General features: G+C 71.2%; 19 protein-coding genes. 7 read left to right on the top strand and 12 right to left on the bottom strand.

Going from position 1 to position 14,990, the window contains the following annotated elements; all coding sequences use genetic code 11:
- Nucleotides 1-10: 10 nt before the first annotated feature.
- The 6 genes from ABFX46_RS09950 to ABFX46_RS09925 are packed head-to-tail and all read right to left on the bottom strand — an operon-like array spanning nt 11 to nt 2,420.
- On the bottom strand, nt 11-355 hold the full coding sequence (locus ABFX46_RS09950) for a sodium:proton antiporter (protein WP_131935996.1): 345 nt from the start codon (nt 353-355) through the stop codon (nt 11-13).
- A complete protein-coding gene (locus tag ABFX46_RS09945) occupies nt 352-1,077 on the bottom strand; it encodes an MnhB domain-containing protein (RefSeq protein ID WP_346041213.1) in 726 nt (241 codons plus the stop codon). The genes ABFX46_RS09950 and ABFX46_RS09945 overlap by 4 nt, the downstream gene beginning before the upstream one ends.
- Before the next feature lie 17 nt (nt 1,078-1,094).
- Nucleotides 1,095-1,355, bottom strand: a complete 261-nt coding sequence (locus ABFX46_RS09940; RefSeq protein WP_346041211.1) for a Na(+)/H(+) antiporter subunit B — start codon at nt 1,353-1,355, stop codon at nt 1,095-1,097.
- Nucleotides 1,352-1,681: a monovalent cation/H(+) antiporter subunit G gene (locus ABFX46_RS09935; RefSeq protein WP_346041209.1), complete on the bottom strand. Its 330-nt coding sequence runs from the start codon at nt 1,679-1,681 to the stop codon at nt 1,352-1,354. The genes ABFX46_RS09940 and ABFX46_RS09935 overlap by 4 nt, the downstream gene beginning before the upstream one ends.
- A complete protein-coding gene (locus ABFX46_RS09930; RefSeq protein WP_346041207.1) occupies nt 1,678-1,935 on the bottom strand; it encodes a monovalent cation/H+ antiporter complex subunit F in 258 nt (85 codons plus the stop codon). The genes ABFX46_RS09935 and ABFX46_RS09930 overlap by 4 nt, the downstream gene beginning before the upstream one ends.
- The gene (locus ABFX46_RS09925) at nt 1,932-2,420 is read right to left on the bottom strand and encodes a hypothetical protein (RefSeq protein ID WP_346041205.1); all 489 of its coding nucleotides are present in this window, start codon (nt 2,418-2,420) and stop codon (nt 1,932-1,934) included. The genes ABFX46_RS09930 and ABFX46_RS09925 overlap by 4 nt, the downstream gene beginning before the upstream one ends.
- Nucleotides 2,421-2,700: 280 nt before the next feature.
- Here ABFX46_RS09925 and ABFX46_RS09920 point away from each other — a divergent pair, with 280 nt between their 5' ends.
- From ABFX46_RS09920 to ABFX46_RS09905, 4 genes are all read left to right on the top strand, one after another.
- Complete coding sequence (locus tag ABFX46_RS09920; RefSeq protein WP_346041203.1) at nt 2,701-3,375, top strand: esterase/lipase family protein; 675 nt, start codon at nt 2,701-2,703, stop codon at nt 3,373-3,375.
- 113 nt (nt 3,376-3,488) lie between these two features.
- Nucleotides 3,489-4,298, top strand: a complete 810-nt coding sequence (locus ABFX46_RS09915) for an N-acetylmuramoyl-L-alanine amidase (protein ID WP_346041201.1) — start codon at nt 3,489-3,491, stop codon at nt 4,296-4,298.
- A 96-nt stretch (nt 4,299-4,394) separates the two neighbouring features.
- The gene (locus tag ABFX46_RS09910) at nt 4,395-4,517 is read left to right on the top strand and encodes a hypothetical protein (protein ID WP_346041199.1); all 123 of its coding nucleotides are present in this window, start codon (nt 4,395-4,397) and stop codon (nt 4,515-4,517) included.
- A gap of 25 nt (nt 4,518-4,542) precedes the next feature.
- Nucleotides 4,543-4,791 carry a class I SAM-dependent methyltransferase gene (locus ABFX46_RS09905; protein ID WP_346041197.1) on the top strand — a complete coding sequence of 83 codons (249 nt, stop codon included), beginning with the start codon at nt 4,543-4,545 and terminating at the stop codon, nt 4,789-4,791.
- Here ABFX46_RS09905 and ABFX46_RS09900 read toward each other — a convergent pair.
- Nucleotides 4,788-5,651 (bottom strand): alpha/beta fold hydrolase, encoded by an 864-nt coding sequence (locus ABFX46_RS09900; RefSeq protein WP_346041195.1) that lies wholly within the window; start codon nt 5,649-5,651, stop codon nt 4,788-4,790. The genes ABFX46_RS09905 and ABFX46_RS09900 overlap by 4 nt on opposite strands.
- Before the next feature lie 60 nt (nt 5,652-5,711).
- Between ABFX46_RS09900 and ABFX46_RS09895 the strand changes: the two genes are divergently transcribed.
- Nucleotides 5,712-7,646 carry an AfsR/SARP family transcriptional regulator gene (locus ABFX46_RS09895; protein WP_346041193.1) on the top strand — a complete coding sequence of 645 codons (1,935 nt, stop codon included), beginning with the start codon at nt 5,712-5,714 and terminating at the stop codon, nt 7,644-7,646.
- A 24-nt stretch (nt 7,647-7,670) separates the two neighbouring features.
- Here the strand turns inward: ABFX46_RS09895 and ABFX46_RS09890 are convergent, their stop codons facing one another.
- Nucleotides 7,671-7,931 carry a hypothetical protein gene (locus ABFX46_RS09890; RefSeq protein ID WP_346041191.1) on the bottom strand — a complete coding sequence of 87 codons (261 nt, stop codon included), beginning with the start codon at nt 7,929-7,931 and terminating at the stop codon, nt 7,671-7,673.
- A gap of 198 nt (nt 7,932-8,129) precedes the next feature.
- Between ABFX46_RS09890 and metG the strand changes: the two genes are divergently transcribed.
- Nucleotides 8,130-9,608 carry a methionine--tRNA ligase gene (gene metG / locus ABFX46_RS09885; RefSeq protein ID WP_346041189.1) on the top strand — a complete coding sequence of 493 codons (1,479 nt, stop codon included), beginning with the start codon at nt 8,130-8,132 and terminating at the stop codon, nt 9,606-9,608.
- A gap of 103 nt (nt 9,609-9,711) precedes the next feature.
- Entirely contained in the window at nt 9,712-11,370 is a 1,659-nt protein-coding gene (locus ABFX46_RS09880; protein ID WP_346041187.1) for a catalase, read from the top strand.
- 83 nt (nt 11,371-11,453) lie between these two features.
- Here ABFX46_RS09880 and ABFX46_RS09875 read toward each other — a convergent pair whose 3' ends face one another.
- The 4 genes from ABFX46_RS09875 to ABFX46_RS09860 form a co-directional block, all read right to left on the bottom strand.
- Nucleotides 11,454-11,906, bottom strand: a complete 453-nt coding sequence (locus ABFX46_RS09875) for a PucR-like N-terminal domain-containing protein (RefSeq protein WP_346041185.1) — start codon at nt 11,904-11,906, stop codon at nt 11,454-11,456.
- Nucleotides 11,903-12,781, bottom strand: a complete 879-nt coding sequence (locus ABFX46_RS09870) for an SDR family oxidoreductase (RefSeq protein ID WP_346041183.1) — start codon at nt 12,779-12,781, stop codon at nt 11,903-11,905. The genes ABFX46_RS09875 and ABFX46_RS09870 overlap by 4 nt, the downstream gene beginning before the upstream one ends.
- Before the next feature lie 90 nt (nt 12,782-12,871).
- Nucleotides 12,872-13,615, bottom strand: coding sequence for a MerR family transcriptional regulator (locus tag ABFX46_RS09865; protein WP_163062151.1), 744 nt, complete (start codon nt 13,613-13,615; stop codon nt 12,872-12,874).
- Between the two features lie 204 nt (nt 13,616-13,819).
- Complete coding sequence (locus ABFX46_RS09860; protein WP_346041181.1) at nt 13,820-14,926, bottom strand: diaminopropionate ammonia-lyase; 1,107 nt, start codon at nt 14,924-14,926, stop codon at nt 13,820-13,822.
- Nucleotides 14,927-14,990 lie beyond the last annotated feature (64 nt).

Raw genomic sequence — 14,990 nt, 5'->3', positions numbered from 1 at the left:
ATCACGCGGGTCATCCGCGGGTGGGGCGCATCTGCTCCGGGTCCACCGTCCCCGCGTGACGGTGGGCCTGCAGCGCCAGCGACAGGACGAGGGCCAGCACGACAACGCTGACCACGATGTCGGTGAGCGTAAGAGCCTGCACGACCGGATCGGTCAGCGGCGTACCAGGCGTCATCCCCTGAGTAACCGGCGGCGACGAACCACGCCGAAAACCGACCGCAAGCAGCAACAGATACGTGGACGACTGGATGATGTTCAGGCACACCCCCAGATGCACATAACTGCGGCTGGTCGCCACCCCGTACAACCCGGCGACGAACAGCACACCGGCCACCACGTACGGGTAATAGGTCACCGCTCCCCCTTCACACCGGGGAACGTCTTGATGTACTCCTCGATGAACTCGTGGTAGATCAGGACGAACGCCGCCGTGACCTCGATGCCCGCAGCCCAGTTCAGAGCCGCGATCGTGCCGCCGGAGGCGAGCGTCCCCGCCGACCCCAGCGGCAGGGTGTTCGTCAGGAACGCGGCGCCGGCGGTCAGGCCGATGAACCCGACGGCCACGTACGCGGCGGCGCCCAGCCCCTCGGACGCGTCCAGCAAGGTGGACGCGGACAGCCGCCGGAAATGCCGGTAACTCCCGGCCACCCACAGCATCAGCGCACCCCCTGACGCGATGACGCCGCCCTGGAACCCCCCGCCGGGCGTGATGTACCCGAAGGTGATCACCCACAGGCCGAACAGCAGCAGAACAGGCGACAGCAGGCTGCCGACCGTGCGGACGGCGTCGCTGGTCACGATGTCGCGCGGACGCTGCTCGGCGACGTCCCGTCCCGACCGCAGCAGCAGGACGAGCCCCATCACGGCCGTGAAGAGGATGAACTCCTCGATCAGCGTGTCCAGACCGCGGTAGTCGAACATCACGGCGGTCACGTAGTTGGTGATGTGCCGCTGGGCCTGGGCGTGCTCGTTGATGAGGTTGCCGTACTCGCCGATCCGGGACCCGAACCCGGGCAGCCCCATATATCCCCATATGAGAACGCCCAGGATGGCCGCCAGCGGAGGCAGCACCAGCACCCGTCTCCACCGGACGCTCACCCCTTGCCCCCGCCATGGGTGAGGTAGATGACCGGCAGCAGCACCATCGGAACGCCGATCGACGACACCGCGACCTCGGCGATCGCCACATCAGGGGCCATCAGCGTCGCGAACGCGATGACGAGCGACAGGCCGAACAGGCTGAAGACGACGACCTGGCGCAGCGGGTCGCGCACCAGGACCGTCCCCACCGCGAGGACGCCGACGAGCGTGAGCGCCATCGCCTGCAGGACGGTCGTCAGCGTCGTCGCCGTCACGAGTCGGCCACCTCTTCGGGGCCCGGCCCGATGTCGTTGTGCAGCATGCGCCGCGCCGCCCGTCCGACCGCGTGGGTGACCACGGGACTGAGCAGCATGATCACCGCGCACGCCGTGACCACCTCGACCGTCCCGGACACCGCCCCGGCCCCGCCGGTCACCACCACCGACGTGCCGATGAGCGCCGGTCCGACGGCGGTGGACGCGGCGGTGTAGTGCAGCCGGTCGAAGACGTCCCGCATCCACCACACGCCGACGCAGCACACGAGTTGGGCGGCCACTCCGGTCCAGAGCAGCACCTGCGCGGCCAGCTCGGCGGCGGTCACTGCAGCCGGTCCAGGAAGCGGGCGAAGATCAGTCCGCTGACGACCATCCAGACGGCGGTGACGAGGGCGAGGGACGAAAAGGACGACTGCTGCAGCCCGACGCACAGGCAGACCAGCACCAGCGTCGCCTGCGTCCCCGCCGCCTGGAGCGCGGCCACCCCGTCGATCGCCTGGGCGCGCAGACCGACGACGAGCAGCGGAAGCCACCCGGTGAGCAGGACGACGGCGGCGACCAGGAACAGCGGCCGGGTCATGAGGGACGCTCCGACTGCCGCCGCGGCCGCAGGTCGTGGATCATCCGCCGTCCGGAATCGGGCGAGATGTCGATGACGTAGCAGTTCGGGGACCAGCCCGCCACCAGCTCCACCCACGCCCGCCGGCCCGCCGGGAGAGGTCCCGTGCCGGACGCGCTCGTGTCCTCCAGGAAGACGCCCGCCTCGCGCCGCCGGGCGGCGATCAACGTCACTAAGGCGTGGACGAGGATCCCGAAGTCGACGATCAGCGCGACCGCGGCCGAGCCGAGCTCGCGGGCCCAGCCCCACCGCCCTCGGGCATCGAGCAGGCCCACGGCGGCGACGAGGTCGGCGCTCACCGCGGCGACCATCGCCATGGCCGCACCCCACACTCCGATCTGCCACGACCAGTCGCCCACGAACAGCATCCAGAGGGCGAACAGCGGCGGCCACCAGCGCAGCACCCGGCGCACGCGGGGCCTGACCGGCGCGTCCTCGCTCCCCATGCGGCGCCTCCCGATCCGTGGTCGCGCCGCAGCCGGCAGCAGATAGGCCCGGCCGCCGCCCGGACGTTCTCTCCATGCCACTCAGCTATGCCCACCCGAGCAAACTGTAATCAAGCAATCGCGCTCCGCACTCATGCCCAGTTCGAGGCCGACACCGTCCGAAGCCGGTTCCCCCCTCGACGAGCGAGACGGCGCGAGGCTGGTGATTTCGCCGATGCGCACCCGCACCCGGGGGGTCACAGTTCAGGGCGATGGCTCACCCCCACCCCCTGGAGGCATCATGAAACGGATCCTCGGATCGCTCGTCGCGCTCTGCGCGGCGGTGGCGACACTCGGGCTCGGCCTCGCGGCACCGGCCAGCGCCGCCGGCCCCCGCCCCGTCGTCTTCGTGCACGGCTACACCGGCAGCGCGTCCAACTGGGTCACGGCCATGTCCGTGTTCCGCGCGGCCGGTTACAGCAGTGACCAGCTGTTCGCGTACGAGTACAACTCCTACGGCGACAACAGGCAGAACGCCGCCGGTCTCGCCTCGTACGTGAACCAGGTGAAGTCGCGGACGGGCGCGTCCCAGGTCGACATCGTCAACCACTCCATGGGCGGGCTGGTCAGCCAGTACTACCTCAAGGTCCTGAACGGCAACGGCAACGTGGCCCACCTGGCGTCCATCGCCGGCGCCAACCACGGGACGACGTACGCGGCCGCGTGCACCATCTTCGAGACGTGCCGCCAGATGCTCCCCGGCTCGTCCTTCATCCTGCAGATCTCCGCGGGCGACGAGACGCCCGGGAACACGCAGTACGCGACCTGGTACTCGCCCTGCGACGGCATCATCATCCCCTACACCAGCACCCGCCTGAGCGGCGCGAACAACCACTACGTGGCCTGCCAGACCCACCTCGGCTACCTCACGGACGCGGTGACGCTCGGCGCGATCGCCCGGTTCACAAAGAGCTGACCCCCCGCCGGCGCACCGGGCGGGACGCACCCCAGAGGGCGTCCCGCCTGGTGTCGTGTTTGCATACTTACTCTGGGTGCACATTGACGATGTCTTCGGGGGGAGGCGGTGTCGTGCGGGGTCTTGTGAGTGCTCTGGTGACCGGGATGGCGGTGCTGTGCCTTGGTCTGCTGGCCGCGTGCGGCGGCGGGTCGTCTGACAATGGCGGCAACGGGGGCGGCGGGAGTGGGACGCCAACGGCCGGGGAGTCCGGCACCACGAGCGCGTCCGCGGTCAAGGGGAAGGTGATCGTGCTGGATCCCGGTCACAACGGCGGCAACGCGTCCCATCCCGAGGTGATCAACAAGCAGGTCTTCGTCGGGAACGGTCACAAGCCGTGCAACACGACCGGCACCAGTACGCCCAGCGGTTACAGCGAGCACGCGTTCACCTGGGATGTCGCGAACCGTCTCGCGAAGGTGCTGAGGAGTCAGGGCGCCAAGGTCACGTTGACCCGCGAGAACGACAGCGGTGTCGGGCCGTGCATCACGGAGCGCGCGGCGATCGCCAACCGGGCGCGCGCGGACGCGGCGCTGTCGATCCACGCCGACGGCGCCCCGGCGTCCGGGCACGGGTTCCACGTCATCGTGCCGCTGCCCGTGGGCGAGAACAAGGGCATCGTGGAGCAATCGCGTCATCTCGGCCTGGCGATCCGCGACGCCTACCACGCCGGGACCGGCATGCCCTTCGCCACCTACATCGGCAAGGACGGCTTCGACCAGCGCGACGACCTCGGCGGGCTGAACCTGTCCACGGTGCCGGCCGCGTTCATCGAGTGCGGCAACATGGGCAACCCAGGGGACGCGGCGAAGATGTCGAGCGCCGCGTTCCGGCAGCGCATGGCCGAATCGCTGGCGACCGGGTTCGATGACTACTTCCAGTAACGCCCCGCTGTTTGCCGTTCGCTGAGGTTAGGGGCGGATCGTCCGGCTACATGACGAGACGACGAGAACGCCGGACGAGCCGAACGGACGACGACCATGGCCCGTAAACGTGGACACAGTGCACCGCTCAACTGGGAGCTGCTGCTCGGACTGCTGGGGACCGCGTTCATCCTCTACGTGTGGGTATGGGCGGCCACCCAGGGCGGGCCTCCCTGGTAGATCGAACGACTGGCGCGGGCGTGCCGTGATCACGGACGTGGCCGCCCAGTCCAGGCTCCCGGACGAGATCGACACCGGTCGGCACAACTACGACGCCGACCGGACGGCCGCGCAGTTCGTCCTGGACGTCGCGCCGGAGATGGCGGACGTGGCGCGGGAGAACGTGCACGAGACCGCGCAGCGCCTCGATCCCGGGGCGGGCGTCGTCTACGTCGACCACGACCCGCCCCGCTTGCCGATGACGGCCTACGGCGCGATCGGCCGCGTGCCCTAGCGGGTCAGGAGGGTGCGGAGGGACGTGGCGATCTCGGCGGGGGCCTCCTCGGCCATGAAGTGGCCGCAGGTCACGGTGCTGTGGTCGAGGTCGGACGCCCAGGCGCCCCAGAGCGCGACGGCGTCGTAGCCGAGTGCGGCGCCCCAGTCCTGCTGCAGGACGCTGACGGGCATCCGCAGCCGGTTGCCGGCGTCGCGGTCGACGGTGTCGTGCTCGACGTCGATCCCGGCGGACGCGCGGTAGTCGGCGACGATCGACGGGATCGCCTCGCGGCACGCCGACAGGTACTCGGCGCGGACGTCGGCGGGGATCGCGGACGGGTCGTTCGCCCACAGGTCGAGGAAGTGGCCGAAGAACGCGTCCGAGGCACCGGCGATCATCTGCTCGGGCAGGCCGGGCGGCTGCGCCATCAGGTACAGGTGGAAGCCCACGGCGGCGGTGGCGCCGTGCATGACGTCCCACATGTCCAGGGTGGGCAGGACGTCCAGGCAGGCCAGGTGGGTGATGACGTCGGGGTGGTCTAGGCCCGCGCGGAAGGCGACGAGGGCGCCGCGGTCGTGTCCGGCTAGGGCGAACCTCTCGTGGCCCAGCGCGCGCGCCAGGGCGACGATGTCGGCGGCCATGACCCGCTTGGAGTAGTCACCGTCCGGCTTGTCGCTGGCCCCGTATCCACGGAGGTCCGGGCAGATGACGGTGTGGTCGGCGGCGAGGTCCTCGGCGACGTGCCGCCACATCAGGTGCGTCTGCGGGAAGCCGTGCAGCAGGACGATCGGTGAGCCCGATCCTCCGACGGCCACGTTGAGGGAGACACCGTCGGCGACAGGGACGCGCTTGTATTCGAATCCAGTGATGGTTGGCATGTCCCCAAGGCTGCCCCGCGCGAATGAGCATCCGATGAGCATCGCTATACGGTGGCGGTCGTGGACGTCCTGTTCGGCGTATTGGGGCCGGTGACGGCCTGGGACGGCTCCGGGAACGCGATCGCTCTGAAGGGGCCGCGGCACCGCGCCGTCCTGGCCCGGCTGATCATCGCGCGCAGACGGGTCGTCCCCGTCTCGCTGCTGGTGGACGACCTGTGGATGGACCCGCCCTCGGACGGCATCGGCGCGGTGCGCACGTTCGTGGCGGCGCTGCGGCGCGTCCTGGAGCCCGATCGTCCGCCCCGGACACCGTCCCGGCTCCTGGTCACCGAAGGGCCCGGGTACGCGCTGCGCCCCGGCCCGGACGAAGTGGACGCCTGGCGTTTCGAGCAGGCCGTCGCCGCAGCCGCCCCGCCGTCCGAGCTGCTCGCCACGCTGGACGAGGCGCTCGCCCAGTGGCGCGGCCCCGCCTACGCCGAGTTCGCCGACGAGCCCTGGGCCCGCGCCGAACGGTCCCGGCTGGCGGAGCTGCGGCTGCGGGCGATCGAGCGCCGAGCCGAGGCGAGGCTGGCACTCGGCCTCGCCGCCGACGCGGTTCCGGATCTGGACGCGCACGTCGCCGAGCATCCGTGGCGCGAGGACGCGTGGCGCCTGCTCGCGCTCGCCCTCTACCGCACCGGCCGCCAAGGCGACGCGCTCGCAGTGATTCGCCGCGCACGAGCACTCCTCGTAGAGCAACTTGGGGTCGACCCAGGGCCTGAGTTGCGTCGCCTAGAGGAGGACATCCTCCGCCAAGCCGAACACCTGGACGCGACGTCGCAGCTCTGGGCGCGAGCGGCCGAAGCCTACGACCGGACGGTGTCGGCGGGAGCGCGGTCCCGTCTGGAGTCGACGGTCGGCATCCTGCGCAACCTCGCGGTGTCCGGCGGCGGGGGCCTGGAGGCGGCCCGCGAGCAGCGCGTGCCGGCGATCACCGCCGCCGAGCAGCTCGGGGACGCGGAACTCACCGCACGCGTGATCGGCGCGTACGACGTCCCGGCCATCTGGACCCGCTCGGACGACCCCGACCAGGCCGTCCAGGTCGTGGCGGCGGCCGAGCGCACCCTCGCCGCGCTCCCCGCCGGGCACGAGGCCGCGCGGGCGCGGCTGCTCGCCACGATCGCCGTGGAGTCGCGCGGCGCCGGGACGCGGCGGGCCCGCGAGGCGGCCCGGGAGGCCGAGGCGACCGCCCGCGGCCTGGACGATCCGGCGCTGCTCGCGTTCGCGTTGAACGGCGTGTTCATGCAGTCCTCCGAGCGGGCCGGGCTGGCGCCCCGGCGGGACGAGATCGGGGCTGAGCTGGTCGAACTGTCCGTCCGGCACGATCTGGCGAGCTACGAGGTGCTCGGCCGCCTGATCCGGTTGCAGGCGCGCAGCGCGCTCGCCGACTTCGCCGGGGCCGACGAGCAGGCGGCCGCCGCCGAGCGGCTGGCGGAAAGCCACGAACGTCCGCTCGTGGGGGTGTTCACCGCCTGGTATCGCGCGTTGCGGCTGGCCTCGTCCGGGGCCTCGCCGACCGAAGCAGAGGCCGCCTACCGGGGCGCGGCCGACCGCATGCAGGGCTCGGGCATGCCGGGCCTGGAGGACGGGCTGCTCCCGCTAGCGCTGCTCTCCCTCCGCGTCCAACACCGGCAACCCGCCCAGACCGAGCCGACCGACTGGGGGCCTTATGAGCCATGGGCGCGCCCCCTGGTGCTACTCGCGCGCAACCGCCCGCACGAAGCCGCCGCCGCGCTGCGAAAGGCCCCGAACCCACCCCACGACCTCCTCTTCGAGGCCCTGTGGTGCCTGACCGCCGCAGCAGCCCTGGCCCTCAACGACCACGAGACGATGCGACGCGCCCACGGCGAACTGGCCCCGGCCGCCGCCGAACTGGCCGGTGCAGGCAGCGGCATCCTGACCCTCGGCCCGGTCTCCCGCTACCTGACCGACCTCACCAGCGCACTCGACGCCTGACCCGCGCCTTCGGGGGAGACGGCCTCACTGAGCCGGCGCCGAGCCCGGATCAAGGCCCATCACGACGGCGGTCCCCATCAGCACGCAGCGCTCTAGCAGCGGTGTGGTCGAGAACGCCGTCACCCGCAGGCCGATGACGGCGTGCGCCCCGCGTGTGCCCGCGGACACGGCGAGCGTTTCGAGCCCTTGCCCGATGTCGGCCGCCACCGTCCAGACGGGCCACGCATGCGTCACCGGCGGATGGCCATCGATGGGAACCGTATCGGTGGTGTAAAGGGGGATCACCGGCCACATCCTCACCACGACGACCCGCAACGGCAAACCCGGCCGCCAAGCCCCTGCCTGGTAACCTGACCGCATGAGGACGTTCACCGGTCAGGAGATGATGCCCCGCTCGCGGGGCCGCTGACGCTGGACGTTTCACGAGGCCCTGTTCGCGGGGCCTCTTTCCATTTGGGGCTCCGGTTTCCTCTGGAGGTTCCCTTGGGCGTTTACCTCACGACGACGATCCCTTACGTCAACGCGCGCCCGCACCTCGGGTTCGCGCTTGAACTCGTCCAGGCGGACGTACTGGCCCGGCATCTGCGCCGCCACGGCGACGTCAGGTTCCAGGCCGGAACCGACGACAATTCCTTGAAGAACGTCCTCGCCGCCCAGGCCGCCGGCATCGGCGTGCAGGAGTTCGTGGACGCGCGGGCCGAGGAGTTCATCGGCCTGGCCGGGCCGCTTTCCCTCTCGGTCGACGACGTGATCCGGACCAGCCGCGACCCCCGGCACCGGGCCGGCGTGGAGCGGTTGTGGCGGGCCTGCGCCGCGGCCGGGGATCTGTACCGGCGCCATTACGAGGGCCTGTACTGCGTCGGATGCGAGCAGTTCTACGACGAGGCGGAACTACCTGCGGGCCTCTGCCCCGAGCACGGGACGGCGCCGCAGCACGTCTCCGAAGAGAACTGGTTCTTCCGCCTGTCGCGCTACGCCGGCCGGCTCCACGATCTCATCAGCACGGGACGGCTCCGGATCGAACCCGCCGAACGGCGCAACGAAGTCCTTTCGTTCATCGCCGGCGGGCTGGAGGACTTCTCCATTTCCCGGTCGTCCGAACGGGCGCGCGGCTGGGGAATTCCCGTGCCCGGCGACCCCGGGCAGGTCATCTACGTCTGGTGGGACGCGCTGGGCAACTACATCACCGCGCTCGACTACGGAAACGACGGCGCGGAATTCCGGAAGTGGTGGACGGGCGGCGGCCGCCGCGTCCATCTCGTCGGAAAGGGCGTGCTGCGCTTCCACGCCGTGTACTGGCCCGCGATGCTGCTCTCCGCCGGGCTCCCGCTGCCGGACGAGGTGCTGGTGCACGGCTACCTCACCGCCGGCGGACGGAAGATCAGCAAGTCGGCCGGCGTGACCGTCGACCCGGTGGAGCTGGCGGGCACGTACGGGACGGACGCCGTCCGGTGGTGGCTGCTGCGCGAAGTGCCCCGCGTCGGCGACGTCGACTTCACCGCCGAGCGGCTCGTCCGACGCGCGAACGACGAACTGGCCAACGGGCTCGGCAACCTCGTCAACCGCGTCGTGTCCATGGTGCACCGGTACCGGGGCGGGCTCGTGCCGGCGGCCGAGGAACCCGGCGAGCTGGCCGAGGTCTGCGGGGAGGTGGAAGGACGCGTCGGCGCCGCGCTCGGCGACTTCGATTTCCGGCGGGCGACCGCCGCCGTCTGGGAGATCGCGGACGAGGCGAACCGCTACGTCAACCGAGTCCGCCCCTGGGAGCTGGCCAAGAGCGGGGACGGGCGGCTCGACGCCGTCCTCGCGGAACTCGTCCTCGCCTGCCGGGTCCTGTCCGAGCAGCTCGCGCCCTTCCTGCCCGGCCTGGCCGCACGGATCGGACGGCAGTGCGCCGGGGACCGGCTTCCGAGCCCCGACCCCGTCGTCGCGCGGCTCCCCGTGCCCGAACCGGAGAGGTGACGCCTCCCGCCTCCGTACCGCCGGGCGTTTACCTGTTTCGGGCCGTTTACTTGCCGGGTTTCGGGTAGGGCCGCACTCGAACCCGTGGAGAGGAGCAGGCGTCGTGACGGACGTTGCGAGCAGGGGACCGGAGCCGGGGGACGACCGTTCGGTGCTGACTAACCGGCAGGGCCACCCGGTGTACGACAACCAGAACCAGCGGACGGTCGGGTCGCGTGGCCCGGCGACGCTGGAGAACTACCAGTTCCTGGAGAAGATCAGCCACTTCGACCGGGAGCGGGTGCCGGAAAGGGTCGTCCACGCGCGTGGCGTGACGGCGTACGGGTTCTTCGAGGCGTATGGGAAATGGGGCGACGAGCCCATCGCGAACTACACCCGGGCCAAGCTGTTCCAGAGCGAGGGGAAGCGCACTCCGATCGCGCTGCGGTTCTCCACGGTCATCGGCGGGCGGGACTCCTCGGAAGCGGCGCGCGACCCGCGCGGATTCGCCATCAAGTTCTACACCGAGGACGGCAACTGGGACCTCGTCGGCAACAACCTGGCGGTCTTCTTCATCCGGGACGCCATCAAGTTCCCCGACGTCATCCACTCCCTCAAGCCGGACCCGGTGACGTTCCGGCAGGAGCCGGCGCGCATCTTCGACTTCATGTCGCAGACGCCCGAGGCGATGCACATGCTCGTCAACCTGTTCAGCCCCCGGGGAATCCCGGCCGACTACCGGCATCAGCAGGGCTTCGGCGTGAACACCTACAAGTGGGTGAACGAGTCGGGCGAGACGAAGCTCGTCAAGTACCACTGGATGCCGAAGCAGGGCGTGCGGAGCATGACCGGCGAGGACGCGGCGAACGTGCAGGCCAACGACCTCGGGCACGCGTCGAAGGACCTGAAGGACGCCATCGACCGCGGCGACTTCCCGGAATGGGAACTGCTCGTCCAGATGATGGACGACCACGACCATCCGGAACTCGACTTCGACCCGCTCGACGACACCAAGGTGTGGCCGGAGAACGAGTTCCCCGCGAAGCCGGTCGGCCGGATCGTCCTCGACCGGAACGTCGACGACACCTTCGCCGAGAACGAGCAGATCTCGTTCGGTACCGGCGTCCTGGTCGACGGCCTCGACTTCTCCGACGACAAGATGCTCGTCGGGCGGACGTTCTCCTACAGCGACACCCAGCGCTACCGCGTCGGGGCGAACTACCTGCAACTGCCCGTCAACCGCGCCAAGGGCGCGAATGTGCGGACGAATCAGCGCGACGGCCAGATGGCCTATCAGGTGGACGCCTGCGGCGAGAACCCGCACGTGAACTACGAGCCGTCCATTACGGGCGGGCTGCGGGAAGGCGAATACCCGACGCATGACGAGCAGGGCCCGGAGATCCGCGGCCGGCTGACGCGCATGCGCATCGCGCGGACGAACGACTACAAGCAGGCGGGCCAGCGGTACCGCCTCATGGAGGACTGGGAGCGCGACGACCTCGTCCGCAATTTCGTCGAGAACATCTCGCAGGCGGCGCGTAACGTCCAGGAGCGGATGGTGTGGCATCTCCTGCTCGTCGAGGACGACCTCGGGCTGCGCGTCGGCGAGGGCCTCGGCATCGGGCCGGACGACGTCGAGCACCTGGACCCGCTGCCCGGCCAGACCCTCACCGACGAGGACAGGCAGCGCCTCGCGAACCTGGGCAAGAACGGCCCCCGGGACGTCACCGGCCTGAAGATGACGCACTGCGTCCCGAACGAGCGAGCCGTCCAGCAGCGCTGAGCACCACTTCGTTGATCTGCGGCGTGTTGTTGTTATGGAGGCGCTCATAACAACAACACGCCGCAGGTCAACGTGTTGCGGGGTTAGTTTTCGGTGAGGAGGGGGTGGAGGCGGCGTGCTACGGCGGGGCGGGCCGCGCGGCGGTTCGCGTCGATGGCGGCGCCGACGATTTCGGTCTCGGCCGTGAACGCGTTCTCCATCACCGCGATGAACTCGGCCGTCGGCGGGTAGAGGCGGGCCGCGGCGCCGGCCGTCCGGCGGACGAGGACGCGGGCGCCGGTGCGCAGCGCCGACTCGAAGTGCCCGGCGTCGTGCCCGGCGCACGCCTCGCCGGCGCCGAGCGCGCGGAACACCGGCAGCACGGCGCGCGGCTCGCGCGCCCCGGAGTAGACGGCGATGGCCTCCGCGACGAGGTTGGCGATCTCGGCGGGGCGCAGGTGCGCGTAGGCGGGGACGCGGGCGGCGATCTCGGCGGCCGTCTCCGCGGCGATCTCGTCGATGCGGTCGGCCAGGAACCGGTACAGGTCGGGCTTCATGGGACGTTCCGGATCTCGTTGGCGGCACCGCCCGCGCCGACCAGGCGGGTGTCCGCGCCGCCGGCGAGCCACTGGGACTCGGCGTCGGCGAGGTGCCGGCGCGCGTGCCGGGTCACGGTCGCGGGCACGAAGCCGCGGACGGCCTGCAGGAGCGGCAGCCAGCGCTGCCCGTACACGTGCGCGCGGCGGCGCAGGATGCCGGCCACCAGCCGATCGACCGTCGGTTCCAGCGGATAGGTGCGGTTGGTCGGGAACGGGAGCTTGGCCCGCATCTCCGCGAGCGCGGCGTCCTGGTCGGCGCCCCGGACCATGTCGGTGTCCGTCCAGCTCAGGTAGCCGATGCCGACGCCGACGCCGTGGTGGGCGACCTCGGCGCGCAGGCTGTGCGCGAACGCCTCGACGCCCGACTTGCTGGCGCAGTACGCGGCCATCATCGGCGCCGAGCACAGCGCGGCGAGCGACGCGACCTGGAAGAAGTAGCCCTTGCTCTCGCGGAGCGCGGGCAGGAACGCGCGGGCGGTGGCGACGCTGCCGAGCAGGTTGACCTCGATGACGCGGTTGAACGTGCGCGGGTCGGAGTACTCGACCGGGCCGCCGGTGGCGATGCCCGCGTTCGCGATCACAATGTCGATCCGCCCGTACACGGCCTTGATCTCGGCGGCGACCCGGGCGAGGGCGGCGTCGTCGGTGACGTCGGCCTCCCAGTGCCGGGCGTCGCGGCCGCAGGCGGCGGCGGTCTCGGCGAGCTCGGCGGGCTCCAGGCCGAGCAGCGCGACCTTCATGCCCCGGTCGGCGAGGCCGCGGGCGAGCAGCGCGCCGAGTCCGCGGGCGGCGCCCGTCACCACTGCCACCCGGCCGTCGTTCGTCCCTGCCACCGTGCCTGCCCCCTCCGCGACTCGCTCCCAGTTGAGACTGGGATTGTTGGCCGAGAGTAACCAATCCCGCGGGGATGCGGTAGGGGTATGTTACCGGCGCGTAGGCCGGATTCGCTCCTTGATCTCCGAAATGTCCTTGGTGAGGCGGCGGTCCATCGCGCGGGCGAAATGCTCGTCGGCGACCGTCCTGGCGAGCGGCCGCAGCCGCCCGACCAGCGCGGCCAGCCGGTCCAGCTCCTCGGGGGACGGGTCGCCGGCGGGACGGTCGGGCAACTGCCCCCGCACCAGCTGGACGAACCCGAACGCCATCCGGTCGAACGCGGCCTCCAGCTCCCAGCTCATCGCGAGGATCGAGCGCAGCGGGATCCCGGCGCGGGCCAGCTGGACCGCCGCGTCGAACAGCCGCGGGCTGCTGATCACGACCCGCTCGCCCTCGACCGCCACATACCCCAGTTCGGCCGCCTCCGCGAGGATCTCCGGGGTGAGCCGGCCGTCGAACACCGCGGCCAGCTCCGCCAGGCTCATCTCGGCGGACTCCCGGTCGGCCCAGGGCGTGGCGGCGGCCCACTCGTAGCCGAGCAGCTCGGTGACGTCGCGGCCCTCGTCGGCGGCGGCGATCAGCTCCTCGATGCCGTCCAGCCGGTGGCCGCGGTCGAGCAGCTCGGCGATCAGCCGCAGCCGGCCGAGGTGGGAGGCGTTGTAGAGGGCGACCCTCCCCTGCCGCCGGGGCGCGGGCAGCAGCCGCCGCTCCTGGTAGTAGCGCAGCGTCCGGACCGGGATGCCCGCCGCGTCCGCCAGCTCCTCGACCCGGTACTCGCGGTCCTCGTCGCCCATTCGCGCTCACCTTAACAATCGGGACTGGAAGAATCAGACGCGCTCGGCACGGAACGTCCGCACGCTCATACGCGCGTGCCGAGCCACCTCGCTCAACGACAGAGCACGCCGCAAATGCTCCAGCGCCACGACACCGGGACGAGCACCCGATGCGCGGCCAGATCTTTCCACACCGCACGATCCGGCCGACGGCGGTCGGCCGGGTCAGGGGAGGGACGGGTTGGCCGCCCGGCCTTCCGTGTTCAGGAGGACGATCGTCTCGCCGTGCTCGGGGGCCAGTGCGCGACGGTAGGACAAGGCGGTGCGGGTGCCGGCCAGGGAGGCCGCGCCGCAAGGGCCTGCGGAGATGCCGGCGTCGGCCAGATCGTGCGCGGCTTGGGCCGACTCCGCGTCGGTAATCGCAACGGCCGCGTCCAGACCGGCGCGTAGGACGGGCCAGGCGAGAGTGGACGGGGTGGTGCAGTTGAGGCCCGCCATAGTGGTCGACCCCGTCTCGACGGTCACGGGCTCGTCTTCGTGGAGGCTCGCCAAGATGCAGGCAGCGGCATCGGGTTCCACGGAGAGCACAGTGGGTGCGGTCGGGCCTGACCTGTAGTGGGCCACGGCTGCCTGGGCCAGCGAACCCACCCCCACTGGGACGGCCACCAGGCCCGCTGGGGCGGCGCCCACCGCGGTGAGCTGCTCGTCGATTTCGGTGAAGAGGGTGGAGTAGCCGTCCACGATCCACTGGGGGACGCGTTCGTAGCCGGGCCAGGACGTGTCCTGGACGAGGAGCGCCTCAGGGTCGGAGGCCGCGACGTCCGCCGCGAGGCGCACCGCTTCGTCGTAGGGCCCGGGGACCTCGGTCAGTCCGGCGCCCTCCGCCTTGATCGCGGCCATGGCGGCGGGGTGGACGCCGTACGGGACGTAGACGTCGGCGGCCAGGCCGAGGAGGCGGGCCATCGCGGCGACCGCGCGGCCGTGGTTGCCGTCCGTCGCCGTGACCAGCCGGACCGGGCCCGGCGCGGCGCGCAGCCGGGCCGGCGGCGGCAGCGAGGCGGCCGACAGGCCGTACCTGTCGCAGAGCGCCCGGTAGATCCCCCACGAGGCGCCGAGGATCTTGAAGGCGGGAAGCCCGAGCCGCGACGACTCGTCCTTCACGAAGACGCGCCGCACGCCCAGCTCGGCGGCCAGTGGCGGCAGTTCCACGAGCGGCGTCGGGACGTATCCGGGGAGCGTCCGGTGGAAGGCGGCGACGCCGGCGGGAGCGGGCGGGCCCGTCCAGGCGCGGGCGGCGGGGCGGCTGAACCAGGCGGCGGGGGCGTTGACCATGGACGATACGCTTCCGTAGCGTCCTATGGTCGGTCCAGCGAATGTTTTCGAGCGATAACCGTCA

Source organism: Actinomadura chokoriensis (assembly GCF_039529475.1).
Classification (GTDB): domain Bacteria; phylum Actinomycetota; class Actinomycetes; order Streptosporangiales; family Streptosporangiaceae; genus Spirillospora; species Spirillospora bangladeshensis.
Note: the sequence above shows the minus strand (reverse complement) of the source record. Positions and strands in the feature narration are given on the sequence as shown.